The organism is Mesorhizobium sp. Root157 (assembly GCF_001427385.1).
In the GTDB taxonomy this organism is placed as follows: domain Bacteria; phylum Pseudomonadota; class Alphaproteobacteria; order Rhizobiales; family Rhizobiaceae; genus Mesorhizobium.
Genome location: NZ_LMGJ01000010.1, coordinates 14,195 through 28,887 on the forward strand (window position 1 = coordinate 14,195; position 14,693 = coordinate 28,887).

Genomic DNA, 14,693 nt, shown 5'->3' on the forward strand with positions numbered 1-14,693 from the left:
ATGAAACCATGACCGACACCGATGCGCCCGAATGGCCCGATCCCGCCGACAAGGCCTATGCCGTCGAGCAAGCCAAGCGGCTCCGCAACCAGGTCGCAGAGGGCGGATTGCGATTTGAAGCCTATTTGCCGCCGTCTCTGGCCCTGTGGCTGCTCGACCTGATCGAACAGGGCAAGTTCCTTGATCCGTCCGAAGCCGTGTTCATGATCCTGGGCGAACATAAGGAGCTGGAACCCCATGCCGATCTGCGCCGGGAACTGCTCAAGCGCAGCATACAGGCGGCGGCCGATGATCCCCGGCCGGGTATTTCGGGCGAGGAAATGAAAGCACGGTTGCGCGAGAAGTTCAAAAACCCCCTGCCCGAGCCGGCCAGATGGGAAAAGCGGTCCCGGCGCTGACGCACCGGGGCTTCTCTCTTGCGGCTTCCGCCGCTCGGCACAACGCTAGCCCCCGGCCGGCCCGCTCTATCAAATCGGGCCGTAGGGACGGCCGGGGGCGGATAATTACATGCTTACAGGAAAGCATGTTGCCCTGCCCTACTTCGGCGCTTCGATCGGTCGGACCTTCTCGCCAAGGTGCCGGGCCATGATCTGCTCATAGGTCGCCGCGTCCATAAGCCCGAGGCGGCGCTGTGTGCCCGCCATTTCCGCGATCTCGCGGGCGAGGCAGCGGCTCCGCATGGTTGTCACGCTCCCGCTAGTGTTCTGGCGCGTCGTCATCTTGAAAATTCGCCTCGTAGTCCTGGCCGCCGTAATAGACGCCGATGATATTCACGGTGTCGTCCGCTACCTCAAACAATATCGTCACACGCCGGCGAAACCCAAGTGTTCGCAAGCCCGGTCGAAGATCGTCGCGCCGCGTGCCTCGGTGCGGAAAGGTTTGCAGATTCTCGCAATAGTCCACGATGGAATCGACATATCGCGCCGCTATTGCGGGCGACGCTGCCCCGGAAATATCGACTTCCAGCTTGTCGAGCTGGTCGAGAGCTTCCGGGGTGAAGTGAACCGTATGGGTCACGCTGAGGCGGGCCGCTTGCGCTTTTCGGCAAGGTGCTGGCGCACCTCGCCGACGCTGAGCGCCCGGCTAGGATCGGCTTTCAGCTTGTCGTAGGCGGCAACGCCTTCCGTGCGCAGCCAGCTTTCAAGGGCCTTGTCGCGCGCCTGCAAGGCCCGCAGGCCGTCGCGAATAACCTCGCTGTCGCTGGCATATTCGCCCGACGAAACCTTGCTCTTGACCATCTGTGCCATTTCGTTCGGCAACGTGACGCTCAACTGTTGTGTGCTGCGCATGGGAATCTCCCGCGTTGGATCGTGCTCAATAGGACTAAACACTATCACATATAAACCCGATCGGGAACGCTGCAACGGTCGGGGACTTGCATGATTACATGATTTCACGCAAACATGATGCCTTGGCAACTACTCCCCATCCTCGCGGACTAACGGATAATTGTATTTGGCGAAAAGCAGATTCAGCGCCTCGGCAACAAGCCGCTCCTTCGAAATCTTCTTCCCCTTCTCATCCCTGCTGCGAAAACTGAGTTCGTCCAGCGTCTCCCAATAGGCGGGTGGCAGGAAATGCGTTCTGCCGAGCTTGTTAGCACGCGAGGGCGCAACATAGCTCCCGGCCGGCTGCGAAGCTGGTGCGCTCCCTTGCGGCTCTGACGGGGCCTCCGGCGCGGATGCGGGTTGCTCTGCGGTCTTGATCGCAGCGGCGAGAAGCGAAGGCTTGCGGCTCATGCTTTCATCCTTTCATGATTTCCTGTAATCATGCTTGCCTGGTCTGAAAGGAACGTGAACAGGCCGGCGACTTCCTGGGCCGCACGGCCATGCGGTTCCAGCTCCTGCGGCGTCTGCCCCAAGGCCGGGGCGTCCTCATAGGTTTTCAGCCGCGACACATGGATGGGGGCAACCTTCACGTTGAAGCTCGCGGCAATCGCGGCGGCATCGTCAATCGCCCTGCCCCCGGCGTTCGGATGCACCAGATTGAGCACAACGAACGTTGGCGGACTGCCGGCCATGTCGAGAAGCCGCTTTAGCGGCTCCAAAGTTTCAATCGAAAATATCTGCGCCTGCGACGGGACCAGCACTATATCGGCGTGCTTGGCCGCCTCGACCGAGGCGCTTTCCATCTTGCCGGGCGTGTCGATGAACACCCAATCCATGCCAAGGCCGCGATAGGCGTCCAGCGAGCGCCGGATAGCGCCGGGCTGAATCGAGGCAACGTCCGGGCCGTCGCCCTTGCGCCGGTCGAACCAGTTGACGGCGTTTGTCTGTGGGTCGAGATCGAGCAGGGCCGATTTCTTCCCGGCCAGGTGAGCCGCGACCGCAAGCGCCGTCGCGATCGTCGTCTTGCCGGTCCCGCCCTTCTGCGTGCAGAACGCCACTGTTATCATGATTGCATCCTTTCATGAAATAAAGGCTACATGCTTTCTCCAATACATGAAAGCATGTTTTCATGTAGGAAGGGTTAACTACTCCGCTTCCTCAGCGGCCGCCATCGGCTCGTCGCACTCGCCACACATCAGGCGGACACCGGGCTTCGCCCAGGCGTTCAACTCACATGACGGGCAGGTGTAACGGGTCTTGCTGGCCGACTTCGCCTTGCACGCCTTCCGGGCGTCGGCGTCGTCCCAAAGCTCGACATAGAGGGCGGTAAAGTCGGGTTGCGCCGCCAGCTCGGCAAAAACGCGGGCATAGCGGCCGCCCTCGACAATATAGTGGCTGCATGACTGCCCGGTTTCCTTGCCGCCTGGCTGGCCGGTATCCGAAGGGTGCAAGCCGATCTCGTGCATTTTCGCCGCCCATTCCTTGTTGTGGTAGCCGGCGCGCGACGGCTTGCCGAAATGGTGCTGCCAAAGATGCGCCATCTCATGGGCGAGGGTCGAAAGGCTCTGCTCGTCGGTGCGGCTTTTGAAATGCGACGGATTCAGCGCGATTTCGTCGGTGATCTCTGCACCGTCCTTCGATCCGAACCGGCCGCCGGCGAAATAGCCATAGGCTTTGTTTTTGCGCTGCAACGTCACGAGGCAGGCCGGCAACTCACCGCCGAACAGGCGATCGTTGAAAAAATCGAACGCCTGATTCAGCGCGGCATAGGTCTTTACGGTCGGATTGGCGGGGGACATGGCGGCCTCTTTTGTTCCGTACGAAACAAAAGTCGCATACTTCAGGCTGACATGCAAGCATGATTACATAATTTCATGTTTCGCACTACCCTTGCCGCCCTCTTTCTCTCGAAAGCCCATGCGGCGTTGGCCGCAGGCGCGAGCGTTGCGGATTTGCTGTGAGGTGTCCGCTTCCCGATCCGCCCTATGAGCGGATCGGAACCGCCGCAGGGCCGCGAGAGCGGCCCGAACAGCGGCGACCGCTTATGTTTTCACATAGAGAATAGAATTAGAGGGGGATTCAGTCTGGTTATCGGACTCACGTTTCATCAAGCCTTTAGCAATGCTAACAAGAGCTTTCCCGAGTGGCCCGTCGCCTGCGTCGAGCTGCGTCCGCTCATCGAGGGGCAGGGCCTTCCTGTAGGCGTCGATTGCCTCGGCCCAGGTCCGTTGATCCTGACCATGATCGGCAGGCGGGGGCGGGGCCTTGCCGAACCGGCCAAGGAACTGCCGGGCCTTTTCCGGCAGGGACAGGCGATAGGCGTTGCTCGCCTGCTGGACCTGTGGGCCGCGCCCCTCGTTCCCGGTCGGCTCGTAGCGCCGCAGCCAGTCGATGAAGCCATGCGCCCGCAGGTTCTTCAGCGCCCGCACGATCGTATCCCGCGACCGGCCCAAACGGTCCATGATCGTGGTGATTGACGGCTCTAGCCGGCCGGTGCGGAAGTCGATCAGGTTGACGAACAGCCGCAGCACGTCGAGCGCCACCGATCCGAGCGGGCCGCTGCGCTCGCCCTTCTCGTGCAAGCCGGCCTCGTTGTAGATTTCGGCCGCCTTCAAGATCGCCTGCACGTCCTTGCGCGTCGTCGCCTGCCAGATACGGCCCTCCGATCGCCCCTTGAAATAGCTGCGCCGGCGAACCGGCGTCGGGCAGCGCTGGGCCGGGGGAGGGAAGACCAGGCTAAGCGCCGTCTGCCGCGATCCCTGCAAGGTGCCTCGGCGCTCATGGGCGAGCGCGGAAAGCTGCCCGGCCTCGTCATCGCTGAGCTGGCCCGATCCGTGCCGCGTCCAAACCTCCCGCATGATTTCATCAAGCGCGTGCCCGCGCGCGCAGCCAATCGCGGCCGCGATTTGCGTCCTCAGCATATGCCCTTCGTCCTTCCATTTGGAGGACATGACGGCGTTGGACGGCGGACACAGCTTCCCCGCTTTCGCAAGAATCAATCTTGCGAATTGGAGGGCTATAGCGTAGATAAGGGGAGAGTTAGCGGACCCCTGACCTACGGTGTGTCTGACGGCCTATAAAACGCTCGACCGCGCCAACGGTCGGGCGTTTTGCCGTTATGCCCCTTGCTGCTTCTCGAAATAAAACCTCAAGGCTTCCTCGATGATCGGCGCGCGGGATTGCGCGCCCTTTTGCTGCTTGGCCCGGTCCAACTGTGCAACCAGTTCGCCCGGCAGGTCGGCCCATACGCGCGCCATGCCAGCAGCTTCACGCCGCGCACGCATGGCGGCGACACGTTCACGGGCTGGAATGGCTGTAGGGCTACGACTCATACAGTAAGTGGTAACGCCGAAATTGCTGATTCTGCAAGCTCTTGAATCCGGGCCGCTAAAATCAGAGGTTGGTCGGCCGCTGACTAACAGCGGGCAAACATGATTTCTCGCAAGCATGTAATCATGGCGTCACGACACGAAAGTGGCGAATCTGTCCGACTTTTAAGAACGTATCCGGAACTCAGGTTGGTTTGACCGTGGTTGTCGTTGCTTTTTCGGCCTTGAGAGCTTCGTAGAGGGCGGTTTTCCCTATTTTCACGCGGGCCGCGGCTTCCCGGACGTTCAAACCGGCCGCCAGATGCTGGCGGGCTTTGGCAAGTTTGTCCGGGGTTACGACGACTTGTCGGCCACCGCGTCGGCCGCGTTCCTCTGCGGCTTGCAGACCGGCACGTGTTCGTTCCCGGATCAGATCGCGCTCGAACTGTGCCAGCGCGCCGAACAGGTGGAAGACCAGGCGACCGCCGGATGTCGTGGTGTCGATGTTTTCGGTGATGGATCGGAAGCCGACGCCTTTGGCCTCCAGTTCGGTGATGATCTCGATGAGGTGCTTCATCGACCGGCCGAGGCGGTCGAGCTTCCAGACTGTGAGCGTGTCGCCGTCGCGAACGTAGCGGATCGCCTCAGCCAATCCGGGGCGGTCAGTCTTCACGCCGGATGCCTTATCCTCGAACAGCCTTTCACAACCTGCTTTGCGCAAAGCGTCGAGTTGCAGGGCGGTGTCCTGCTCGCCGGTGGAGACCCTTGCATAGCCGATAGGCCCGGTCGGCCCGAAGCTGCGATTTTGGCCAAGTTGAAGAACGTTGTGGGAACAAGCGCAAACTGATTGACGGCTGCACTTTGGGAGAATGACGTGCCGCTCCGGCTATAGGAGTGGCGTGATGGGTTTAGGTATATCGAGCGAGGATTTCATCGGCCGCTGGAGCCTGAGCTTTTCCGACACTGATTTTGTGAACGGCAAACCCGGACCGGCGCGGCTGGGACTGGCGCTTCAGCTTAAATTCTTCGCCGCGCACGGCTTCTTCGTGCAGGATCATGCGGCGCTCCCCGCCGATGGTGTTTTGTATCTGGCCGAGCAGCTGGGCCTCGAAGCTGACGCCGTGAATCACTATGATTTCTCCGGTCGCACTGCCCGTCGGCATTGCGCGGAGATTTTGCAGCACCTTGGCTTTCGACGTTTGAAGCGGGCTGATCGGGAACAGCTGACGTTGTGGATGGCGAGCGAGTTGTGCCCGAGTGGGCAGTCGGTCAGCGCCATGCTCGAGCATGTTTTTCTGTGGTGCCGGGATCGGCGTATTTACGGGCCTTCGCGCAAGGAACTGGAGCGCCTGGTTCGGTCGCAACGGCAGCACTATCTGGATAGCTGGTTGGGCGGCGTGCACGACCGACTTTCGGCGAGCACGGTCGCATTGCTGGAGGCTTCAATTACCGATCCGGACGGCCAGACCGGGTTTAACACGATGAAAGGTGACGCTGGCCAGGCTTCGCTCGACAACATGCTCGGCATGACGGCGAAACTCGCCTTCATTCAGAAACTCGATCTGCCTCAGGATCTTCTCGCGACGACCGGCAAGGCTTGGGTAGAGCAGATTGTTCGTCGCGTTGGAGGCGAAAAGGCTTCGGAGATGCGCCGGCACGCGCCTGCGCGGCAGATCGGGCTGTATGCGATTTATCTTCTGTTCCGCGAGGCGCAGTTGACGGATGCGATGGTCGATCTTCTGATCGAGACGGTCCACAAGATCGGCACGCGCTCGAAACGCAAGGTCGTGAGCGATATCGCAAAGGACATTGAGCGGGTCTACGGAAAGGAACGGCTGCTGGTCGAGATCGCCAGCGCCTCGATCGAGGAACCGTCCGGGCGCGTCTGCGATGTGATTTTCCCGATTGTCGGCAAGGACAAGCTGGCGGCGATCGTCAAGGAAAGCCAGGCGAAAGGGGCGCTCGATCGGCGTATATATAAGGTGATGCGCTCATCCTGGGCCAATCATTACCGGCGCATGTTGCCCGACCTGCTTTCCGTTCTGGAATTCCGGTCGAACAACACGATGTGGCGTCCGGTGCTTGCGGCGCTCGACTGGATTCGGAGCAAGATGGATGACGGTTGCCGGTTCGTGCCGATGCAGGACGTTCCGACCGATGAGGTTATTCCCGCCAGGTGGCGCAGCTCCGTCATCGATGGCGATGGGCGTGTGAACCGGATCAGTTACGAGCTTTGCGTTCTCACGTTGTTGCGCGACCGCATTCGCTCCAAGGAAATCTGGGTCGTTGGCGCGGACCGTTACCGGAACCCGGACGACGATCTCCCCAAGGACTTCGAAGTCCGGCGTGCCGCCTACTATTCCGACCTCAACCTGACACCAGACGCGAGGACATTTACGTCTGCCATCCGTTCAGAGCTTGAGCGGGAACTGTTGCTCCTCAATGCCAATATCCCGGACAATGATAAGGTCCGGCTTCTGTGGCGTGGCGAAAACCGCATCTCGATCACACCGTTCAAGCCTGCACCCGAGCCGAAAGGCCTCGATGCGATCAAAGGCGAGATCGGCGGACGCTGGCCGATGACCGGGCTGCTCGACGTGCTGAAGGAGGCTGCACTCGATACCGGCTTTCTGGATGCTTTCGAAACGTCGGCGTCGAGGGTTTCTCTATCGAAAGAGACGCTGGATCGACGGCTTTTGTTGTGCCTCTATGCGCTCGGCACGAATGCCGGGATCAAGCGGGTCGCGGGCGCGACACCCGATGTGAGCTATGAGGAATTGCTGCATGTTCATCGTCGCTTCATCCATGCACCGGCCCTGAGAGAGGCCAGCGCGCGGGTTGCGAACGCGACGCTGGCGATCCGCAATGCAGCCGTTTGGGGTGACGCGGGCACGGCCTGCGCGTCCGATTCCACGAAGTTCGGCGCGTGGGACCGCAATCTCATGACGGAATGGCATGCCCGCTATGGTGGGCGCGGCGTCATGATCTACTGGCACGTCGAGAAACGCGCGACCTGCGTTTATTCGCAGCTCAAGCGGTGCTCGTCCTCGGAGGTCGCTTCCATGATCGAAGGCGTTCTTCGCCATTGCACCGACATGGAAATTCAGCGCCAGTATGTCGACAGCCATGGTCAGAGCGCGGTCGGCTTCGCGTTTTGTCGCCTTCTCGGGTTCGAACTCGCGCCGCGTCTGAAAGCCATCGGTCGCCAGAAGCTGGCGATTCCGGACGCGGCGATGCGCGCGCGGCTCCCGAATCTCCTGCCGATCCTTTCCGGCGCGATCAACTGGGAGGAGATCGAGCAGCAATATGATGAGATGGTCAAATATGCCGCCGCGATGAAGACGAGAACGGCAGACCCGGAGGCGATCCTGCGCCGTTTTGCAAGGGCCGAAGTGATGCACCCGACCTACAAGGCGCTGAGCGAGCTCGGTCGCGCGGTCAAGACGATCTTCCTGTGCCGGTATCTTCGTCAGGAATCGCTCCGCCGCGAAATCCACGAGGGGCTGAATGTCGTGGAGAACTGGAACAGCGCCAACGGGTTCGTGTTCTTCGGCAAGGGCGGCGAGATCGCCACCAACCGGGTCGACGAGCAGGAGGTCTCCGCCCTTGCGCTGCATTTGCTGCAGGCGTCACTCGTCTACGTGAACACTCGTATGCTTCAGACCGTGCTGGTGGAACCGAAATGGGCGGGCCGGATGACGCCGGAGGATTATCGCGGCCTCACGCCGCTGATTTACAGTCACGTCAACCCATATGGTCGTTTCGACCTCGATCTGAATAGCCGGATCGATTTTGGGCGGCTGGCGGCATGACCGAGGCAATCCCGATCATCACATTTGGGTGCACCTTAGCGTGACAATCGAAAGTGACATATGCGACATGTCACAAAAGGGTGGTTTTTCCAGCAATGTGACAGTACAAGGACAAAGCCACCCTAATGTGACGGATTTGCCTATGAGCCGCGTCGGTTATGCCCGCGTCAGCACAACGGACCAGGAACTCGACATCCAGATTGCCCGGTTGAAGGCAGCGGGCTGTGAAATCGTTCGTTCGGAAGCTGGATCGGGCGCATCGCGAACCGGACGCACCGAGCTTGAGACGATCATGCAGTTCCTGCGTGCCGGCGACGAGCTTGTCGTCTTGCGCCTCGATCGGCTTGGCCGCTCCACACGCGATGTTCTGAACCTGGTCCATGAACTCGAAGAAAAGGGTGCCTCGTTGCGGGTGCTGGAGCCGGAAGTCACGACGGCCGGAACCATGGGAAGGATGGTGATCACCATCCTCGGCATGGTTGCCGACATGGAACTGAAGTTCATCAAGGATCGCCAGCGTGCCGGGATCGAAGCCGCCAAGATCGAAGGCGCCTACAAAGGCCGGAAGAAAAACGTCGATGACGATGAGATCCGACGCCGCGTCGCCGCCGGAGCAAGCAAGGCGAGTGTTGCCCGCGAGCTGAAGGTCTCGAGAATGACCGTCTATCGGGCGCTCGACGTTCCGCCAAAGACCGAGCTGCCGGAGAAGCCGCCGTCCGCCGCAATAGCCCTGCATCTGATCATCGAGAACTTCAACAAACATGGCCGGGGCAGAAAGCCCGCTCGGGAGCGCATCGAGGCGATGCTGAAGCGTGATTATCAGATGCAAAAGACCGGTAACTGCGATTACACTCTGACCATCACCTATGACCGCGAGCCCGATGGCATCAGCCTGGATGATGAAATCGAAAATCTCCAGACAGAGATGTTCAACATCGCCGAGAGCTACAGGTGCTCCATCGAGGTCGATATCCACGAAATCGGTGGTGACGAACGGTCCTGGTAGGCACGAACGTTCAACATTCGTTCTTCAACTTGGCCAAAATCGCAGCTTCGGGCCGACCGGGCCTAGACAGTAGATCGGGGCGATTAGCCACCGGCACAGAGGTCGCGACTACTGCAGGGCAGCGGAGCGACTCCCGCGCTCGCGCGACGTCCTCCCTCCCTGCCACTGCCAATCCTGAGAGTGCCGATAACTCGAAGGCATTGGGCAGGATCACGTCAGCCAACGGCACCACGTCCTGAGAAAAGGCGTTATGCAAGGGCTCTTCGGTAAAGAAGCCGAGATCTGCGTCACCCATCACCGGGTCGCAAGCATAAACAAGGCGAGGATTTGCAGATTTGGCGCGCCCCACGAACTCGGCGACTGCCCACGCCGTCTCCACTCGGCCGAGGAACCCCGAAACGATTACACTCGCTCGTTCATGCAAGCCGCGCTCGACAATGCCTGTCAAGAGATCGGCAACAAGTTCGGATTCCAACACGCGGCCGCGTGTGGTTGGATAATGTGGATGATTCGATAGAAGGGTTGTAGGCACCTCAACCACCTCTACCCCACACGCACGCATCGGGTACGCTGCGGCAGAATTGCCGACGTGCCCAAAGGACACCTGGCTCTGGATCGATATAACAAGCGGTAACGACAAAGTAGGAGGCATAGCTTACAATCACTGATGGTAATTTTTGGGTTGAGCGGGACTAGTCCGGCGTCTCGATGCGGCGAGACCAATCCTCGGTCACCCTGTTTGATAAACGCGCCTCAGCGACTCGACGCCAGCTTTCTGGCAGGCCCGGAAGGGATGCAAGTTCGGCAAGATCAGGCATGTTCAGGCGATCATGATAGAGAAGATGCGCCACTCGTGCTATCGTCCAGTTAGGGTGTGGCCGCAGAACGAGTGCCGCGACATCCCCAGGACGAAACCCACCAGCCTCGAGAACTCTGAAGTACCAGCCGGTGCGTCCCGTTATCTGAACCTGACGAGCCATGTCGGGTCTTCCGAAGCGGAGGTTCAGTTTCCAGCAAGGCTGACGGCCCTGGCTAACTTCGAGGAGTGCGGTGCCCAGGCGCCACTGGTCACCGAGGCAGATATCAGCTTCGGATACGCCCTTGACCACGAGATTCTCACCAAAAGCACCAGGGCGAAACATCGTAGCGCTTTCGGGCAGATCGGTTGCCCAAAGCGAATAGTTGCTGACGGCATATGCATGGATGGCCTTGTCTGGCCCGCCATGATGCCGACGGTCCCCCTGCTCATCACCCACGAGCCCGCTTTCGCGTGCAATCACTGATCCCAGCACAGGCCGCTTGTCGATACCGCTCGGCACGCCTTTTATACCAAGAGGGCGTACTTGGCCAATGCGTACTTCAGGAATAGAAAACTCAGTCATTGTTAAAGTACCCTGTCCATCAGGAATGTCACTTCTTACATGACCTAACCAGATCAAGTGGGCATTCATTCACCAAAATAACCCCTCGAGTGGAATTTTGGTGGATTTGGTAGGAATGCCAACCGCTCGGTCACTCTGCACGTTTGAGGGATGTCAATGCCCACAGAGTTGGAGTCCCCGCAACTCGGCGCGACAGAAATCGGGATAGATGCGGTGAGCTGCGCCGGTAACTGTTGGCGGCGGCCACAGTCTGGAGATGGATGGCAATTATCTCTGAGAAAGCGATCCGCGGAGTGATGTTCAGCTTAGAGGGGATTTTATACCTATGTTCATAACGCGCTTCGGCGGCTCCTGAACAGATCCGCTCGAAACGATCGCTCGGTTCGCTGACCAACATATTGTGAGGAGGCTATCCCTAGCTGCCATCAGCCCGGATTCGTGACATGAACCCAAGACCCTCCATTTTGAGGCGGCGGCTCCGCAGCGGCACCCGCAAGATGACGCCTTGCGCCCTACAGGTCAGATGGACCATGTCCCATAAGTGAAGACTTCATAACATATGGTTATTGCCAGGCTCTTAATTGGCATTTGACTGCCCATTCTATGTATAATTATTATAGAGAGGTAAGGTAAGGCCTGTTATTTCGCGTGAGGAAAGAAATTGATGATCACACGTCGGGAAAAGACCCCAATAATGCATCGGATAGTTGAGCACAACGGCGTGGTCTATTTCGGAGGCGTACTGGCCGACAATCTCAATGGCGTTTCAATGGGCAGCCAGACAACCCAGATCTGCGCCAAGCTTGACAAGCTCCTGGCCCACGTTGGTAGTGATAAGAGCAAGCTCATCTCCGCCACGCTTTTTATTACCGATATGAGCCAGAAACAGGAAATGAATGAAGCCTGGACGTCGTGGCTCGAAGCGCAGGATCTACCCACGCGCGCAACAATAGGTGTTTCTGATCTGGGACAGGACGCCCTGATCGAGGTCGTAGTGACTGCGGTCAAATAAAGCACGCATAATTTTGAATCTACCACGAACGGCAGCTGAGCGGCGCAATGCTGCTGGCCCGGTGGAGCATCTTATGAATACAGACCGCAAAACAATCGGCGTCGTCGGGGCGGGGATCGTTGGAGTGTGCACTGCGCTGATGCTCCAGCGACGAGGTTTCAAAGTTACCTTAATCGACCCGAACCCTCCTGGCGAAGGAGCGTCATTTGGCAATGCCGGATGCTTCAACGGATCCTCCGTCGTCCCAATGTCGATGCCGGGGATGATTACAAGCGTACCCAAATGGCTCCTGGATCCTATGGGGCCGTTGTCCATTCGCTTCAGCTATTTGCCAACGATCATGCCTTGGCTCATCCGATTTCTGCTTGCCGGGCAGCGAAGTAAGGTGAAGGAGCAGGCAAAGGCCCTACGCAGCCTTCTCAAAACCACCGTGCCATTGATCAGTTCGCTGGCGGACGAAGCCGGTGCTGGCCATCTGATCCGACATGAAGGTCATCTTTACGCATATCGCACGGAGTCGGGATTCGCAAAGGACCGCAGTGGTTGGGAGCTTCGTCGTCTCAACGGTGTCAGAACACAGGTTCTCGATGCAGCGGCTCTGCGAGATTTTGACCCTAATCTGTCGCACGCGTTCACCAAGGGCATTCTCATTGAAGAGAGCGGTCACACCACTAACCCGCAAGGGCTCGTAACCCTTCTGTTTCGCAAAGTTATCGCGAATGGCGGTGAATTCGTGTCAGCTCGCGTCATCGGCTTCGAGACTGAAGGCCAAACGCTGAAGAGCGTCACGACGAGTAGAGGCAATATTGCTGTCGACGGGGCAGTGGTCGCAGCCGGTGCTCACTCGAAATCTCTCGCGGTTTCGCTCGGTGATCACGTGCCGCTCGATACAGAGCGTGGTTACCACATCATAATCAAGGATCCAGACGTCACGCCGCGCATCCCAACCACTGATGCAGGAGGAAAGTTCATCGCAACGCCGATGGAAACCGGGCTCCGCGTTAGTGGTACTGTCGAGTTCGCCGGACTCGCGGCATCCCCGAACTGGAAGCGCGCACATGTGCTCTATACGCATGCCCGGAACCTTCTTCCTGGGCTCGCGCCGGTGGTATCGGAGGAACACTATACGAAGTGGATGGGATTTCGCCCGAGCGTGCCGGATTCCCTCCCAGTGATCGGGCGCGCACGCTGTACCCCGGATGTAATCTATGCGTTCGGCCACGGCCATCTTGGGATGACCGGCGCGCCAATGACGGCGACGCTTGTCTCCGAGCTCATCGCCGGCGAGAAAACGTCGATAGACATCACACCGTTCGCACCGGCGCGCTTCGGCGATCGCAGTCACCGAGCCAACGGTCCGCCGGCATTAGAACTGCCATCGCGCCAGAACTTAACCTAGAGGGCGGCAAGTCGCGCGCCGCAATCGCTTCTTGAGACAGAATATGACCCAAATAGTCCCCGTTTTTACAGATAACGCGCCGATACCTTTGGGCCACTATAGCCAAGCAGTGCGAGCCGGTGGCTTCATTCACGTTTCCGGCCAGCTTCCGATAAAAACTGAGAGCCCACCCGTATCATCCAACGACGCCTTTGGCGAACAGGCACAACTTGTCCTGCGCAACCTGCTAGCTGTGCTTGATGCGGCTGGAGCGGCACCTTCTCGTGTTGTGAAAGTCACTGCCTACATCGTCGGCGTTGAGTATTGGAGCAGCTTCAATGCGGCGTTTGCCGAAGCCTTCGGTGAAGCGCGACCGGCCAGGTCAGTCGTACCCGTGCCGGAACTTCATCACGGCTTCCTTATCGAACTCGATGCCATTGCGCTCGACTCCGACCCCTCGTCCGCAGACTAAGCAATGATTGCAGCGTAAGGAGCACTTGCCCGTATGCACATCCCCGATCTCCCGGACATGCTTGCCGCCGAAGTCCGGATCCAACCCTACATTCATCGCACTCCGGTCTTGACGTCCAGCTTTATCAACTCGCTTGTCGGCGCTGAACTGTTCTTCAAGTGCGAGAACCTTCAAAAAGCTGGAGCGTTCAAGGCTCGCGGGGCGTCAAACGCCGTGTTCAGCCTGAATGACGAACAGGCCGCGAAAGGGGTAGCAACCCACTCCTCCGGAAACCACGGAACATGCCTGTCTTATGCAGCAGGGCGACGCGGCATCCCCTGCACCGTTGTAATGCCACGTACAGCACCTCAGGCGAAGAAGGATGCGGTGCGAGGCTATGGCGGGAAAGTGGTCGAGTGCGAAGCCTCCACCACTTCCCGTGAGATGGTCTTTGCTGAAGTCGTTACGGAGACTGGTGCAGAATTCGTTCATCCCTACAACGATCCGCGCGTTATCGCAGGACAGGCAACCTGCTCGAAGGAACTGATCGAACAGGTTGATAATCTTGATGCCGTGATTGCACCGATCGGTGGCGGGGGCATGGTTTCAGGGACGTGTCTTACCTTATCCAATCTGATGCCGAAGGTGAAGATCTACGCGGCGGAGCCCGAGCAGGCAGATGATGCATACCGGAGCTTCAAAGCTGGGCACATCATTGCCGATGATGCACCGAACACCGTCGCGGATGGCCTGAAGGTTCCTCTGAAAGAGCTGACCTGGCACTTCGTCCGAAGCCACGTAAGCGACATTCTGACGGCATCCGAAGATGAGATCATCGATGCGATGAAGCTGATCTGGAAACGCCTAAAGATCGTCATGGAACCTTCGAGCGCGGTGCCATTAGCGGCAATCCTAAAGAACAAGGACGTCTTTGCCGGAAGGCGGGTGGGCATCATCATCACTGGCGGAAACGTCGATCTCGATAAACTACCCTGGAATTAGAAGGAACAACGGTC

The 14,693-nt window shown here is 59.0% G+C and carries 18 protein-coding genes; 7 read left to right on the forward strand and 11 right to left on the reverse strand.

The annotated features are described in order from the left end of the window. The first annotated feature begins 8 nt into the window (after positions 1–8). Entirely contained in the window at positions 9–398 is a 390-nt protein-coding gene (locus ASD64_RS07710) for a hypothetical protein (protein WP_056103324.1), read from the forward strand. Between the two features lie 138 nt (positions 399–536). Here ASD64_RS07710 and ASD64_RS07715 read toward each other — a convergent pair whose 3' ends face one another. The 9 genes from ASD64_RS07715 to ASD64_RS07755 form a co-directional block, all read right to left on the reverse strand. Further along, entirely contained in the window at positions 537–680 is a 144-nt protein-coding gene (locus ASD64_RS07715) for a hypothetical protein (RefSeq protein WP_156460062.1), read from the reverse strand. A gap of 16 nt (positions 681–696) precedes the next feature. Continuing rightward, positions 697–1,017: a type II toxin-antitoxin system RelE/ParE family toxin gene (locus tag ASD64_RS07720; protein WP_080723359.1), complete on the reverse strand. Its 321-nt coding sequence runs from the start codon at positions 1,015–1,017 to the stop codon at positions 697–699. Then, entirely contained in the window at positions 1,014–1,289 is a 276-nt protein-coding gene (locus ASD64_RS07725) for a type II toxin-antitoxin system ParD family antitoxin (protein ID WP_035228560.1), read from the reverse strand. Before ASD64_RS07725 ends, ASD64_RS07720 begins: the two co-directional genes overlap by 4 nt. A gap of 129 nt (positions 1,290–1,418) precedes the next feature. Continuing rightward, the gene (locus ASD64_RS07730) at positions 1,419–1,739 is read right to left on the reverse strand and encodes a chromosome partitioning protein ParB (protein ID WP_179253534.1); all 321 of its coding nucleotides are present in this window, start codon (positions 1,737–1,739) and stop codon (positions 1,419–1,421) included. Beyond that, positions 1,736–2,395, reverse strand: coding sequence for a ParA family protein (locus ASD64_RS07735; protein ID WP_056103262.1), 660 nt, complete (start codon positions 2,393–2,395; stop codon positions 1,736–1,738). Before ASD64_RS07735 ends, ASD64_RS07730 begins: the two co-directional genes overlap by 4 nt. Positions 2,396–2,473: 78 nt before the next feature. Continuing rightward, positions 2,474–3,127: a SprT-like domain-containing protein gene (locus ASD64_RS07740; RefSeq protein ID WP_056103265.1), complete on the reverse strand. Its 654-nt coding sequence runs from the start codon at positions 3,125–3,127 to the stop codon at positions 2,474–2,476. Positions 3,128–3,370: 243 nt separating this feature from the next. Then, the gene (locus tag ASD64_RS07745) at positions 3,371–4,249 is read right to left on the reverse strand and encodes a helix-turn-helix domain-containing protein (RefSeq protein WP_035228582.1); all 879 of its coding nucleotides are present in this window, start codon (positions 4,247–4,249) and stop codon (positions 3,371–3,373) included. A gap of 195 nt (positions 4,250–4,444) precedes the next feature. Then, positions 4,445–4,612 (reverse strand): ribbon-helix-helix protein, CopG family, encoded by a 168-nt coding sequence (locus ASD64_RS07750; protein ID WP_171380761.1) that lies wholly within the window; start codon positions 4,610–4,612, stop codon positions 4,445–4,447. Between the two features lie 229 nt (positions 4,613–4,841). Next, complete coding sequence (locus tag ASD64_RS07755; protein ID WP_056103269.1) at positions 4,842–5,414, reverse strand: recombinase family protein; 573 nt, start codon at positions 5,412–5,414, stop codon at positions 4,842–4,844. A gap of 124 nt (positions 5,415–5,538) precedes the next feature. On the opposite strand from ASD64_RS07755, the gene ASD64_RS07760 reads away from it, so the two are divergent. Beyond that, a complete protein-coding gene (locus tag ASD64_RS07760; protein WP_056103272.1) occupies positions 5,539–8,448 on the forward strand; it encodes a Tn3 family transposase in 2,910 nt (969 codons plus the stop codon). Positions 8,449–8,590: 142 nt separating this feature from the next. Next, positions 8,591–9,454 carry a recombinase family protein gene (locus tag ASD64_RS07765; protein WP_056103274.1) on the forward strand — a complete coding sequence of 288 codons (864 nt, stop codon included), beginning with the start codon at positions 8,591–8,593 and terminating at the stop codon, positions 9,452–9,454. A gap of 10 nt (positions 9,455–9,464) precedes the next feature. On the opposite strand, the gene pdxY is transcribed toward ASD64_RS07765, so the two are convergent. Further along, a complete protein-coding gene (gene pdxY / locus ASD64_RS22005) occupies positions 9,465–10,106 on the reverse strand; it encodes a pyridoxal kinase (protein ID WP_082549900.1) in 642 nt (213 codons plus the stop codon). Positions 10,107–10,146: 40 nt separating this feature from the next. Further along, the gene (locus ASD64_RS20550; protein WP_082549901.1) at positions 10,147–10,836 is read right to left on the reverse strand and encodes an MOSC domain-containing protein; all 690 of its coding nucleotides are present in this window, start codon (positions 10,834–10,836) and stop codon (positions 10,147–10,149) included. Between the two features lie 664 nt (positions 10,837–11,500). Between ASD64_RS20550 and ASD64_RS07780 the strand changes: the two genes are divergently transcribed. The 4 genes from ASD64_RS07780 (at position 11,501) to bhcB (ending at position 14,679) form a co-directional block, all read left to right on the forward strand. Continuing rightward, on the forward strand, positions 11,501–11,848 hold the full coding sequence (locus tag ASD64_RS07780) for a RidA family protein (RefSeq protein WP_056103283.1): 348 nt from the start codon (positions 11,501–11,503) through the stop codon (positions 11,846–11,848). Positions 11,849–11,921: 73 nt separating this feature from the next. Further along, a complete protein-coding gene (locus tag ASD64_RS07785) occupies positions 11,922–13,247 on the forward strand; it encodes an NAD(P)/FAD-dependent oxidoreductase (RefSeq protein WP_082549902.1) in 1,326 nt (441 codons plus the stop codon). Positions 13,248–13,290: 43 nt separating this feature from the next. Next, on the forward strand, positions 13,291–13,698 hold the full coding sequence (locus ASD64_RS07790; protein WP_056103286.1) for a RidA family protein: 408 nt from the start codon (positions 13,291–13,293) through the stop codon (positions 13,696–13,698). Between the two features lie 33 nt (positions 13,699–13,731). Continuing rightward, entirely contained in the window at positions 13,732–14,679 is a 948-nt protein-coding gene (bhcB, locus tag ASD64_RS07795; protein ID WP_056103289.1) for a beta-hydroxyaspartate dehydratase BhcB, read from the forward strand. Positions 14,680–14,693: the final 14 nt, after the last annotated feature.

Bases quoted from the DNA above. Each gene is read 5' to 3' on its own strand.
- ASD64_RS07710 (WP_056103324.1), top strand. From the start codon at position 9: ATGACCGACACCGATGCGCCCGAATGGCCCGATCCCGCCGACAAGGCC.
- ASD64_RS07715 (WP_156460062.1), bottom strand. From the start codon at position 680: ATGCGGAGCCGCTGCCTCGCCCGCGAGATCGCGGAAATGGCGGGCACA.
- ASD64_RS07725 (WP_035228560.1), bottom strand. From the start codon at position 1,289: ATGCGCAGCACACAACAGTTGAGCGTCACGTTGCCGAACGAAATGGCA.
- ASD64_RS07730 (WP_179253534.1), bottom strand. From the start codon at position 1,739: ATGAGCCGCAAGCCTTCGCTTCTCGCCGCTGCGATCAAGACCGCAGAG.
- ASD64_RS07735 (WP_056103262.1), bottom strand. From the start codon at position 2,395: ATGATAACAGTGGCGTTCTGCACGCAGAAGGGCGGGACCGGCAAGACG.
- ASD64_RS07740 (WP_056103265.1), bottom strand. From the start codon at position 3,127: ATGTCCCCCGCCAATCCGACCGTAAAGACCTATGCCGCGCTGAATCAG.
- ASD64_RS07745 (WP_035228582.1), bottom strand. From the start codon at position 4,249: ATGCTGAGGACGCAAATCGCGGCCGCGATTGGCTGCGCGCGCGGGCAC.
- ASD64_RS07750 (WP_171380761.1), bottom strand. From the start codon at position 4,612: ATGCGTGCGCGGCGTGAAGCTGCTGGCATGGCGCGCGTATGGGCCGAC.
- ASD64_RS07760 (WP_056103272.1), top strand. From the start codon at position 5,539: ATGGGTTTAGGTATATCGAGCGAGGATTTCATCGGCCGCTGGAGCCTG.
- ASD64_RS07765 (WP_056103274.1), top strand. From the start codon at position 8,591: ATGAGCCGCGTCGGTTATGCCCGCGTCAGCACAACGGACCAGGAACTC.
- pdxY (WP_082549900.1), bottom strand. From the start codon at position 10,106: ATGCCTCCTACTTTGTCGTTACCGCTTGTTATATCGATCCAGAGCCAG.
- ASD64_RS20550 (WP_082549901.1), bottom strand. From the start codon at position 10,836: ATGACTGAGTTTTCTATTCCTGAAGTACGCATTGGCCAAGTACGCCCT.
- ASD64_RS07780 (WP_056103283.1), top strand. From the start codon at position 11,501: ATGATCACACGTCGGGAAAAGACCCCAATAATGCATCGGATAGTTGAG.
- ASD64_RS07785 (WP_082549902.1), top strand. From the start codon at position 11,922: ATGAATACAGACCGCAAAACAATCGGCGTCGTCGGGGCGGGGATCGTT.
- ASD64_RS07790 (WP_056103286.1), top strand. From the start codon at position 13,291: ATGACCCAAATAGTCCCCGTTTTTACAGATAACGCGCCGATACCTTTG.
- bhcB (WP_056103289.1), top strand. From the start codon at position 13,732: ATGCACATCCCCGATCTCCCGGACATGCTTGCCGCCGAAGTCCGGATC.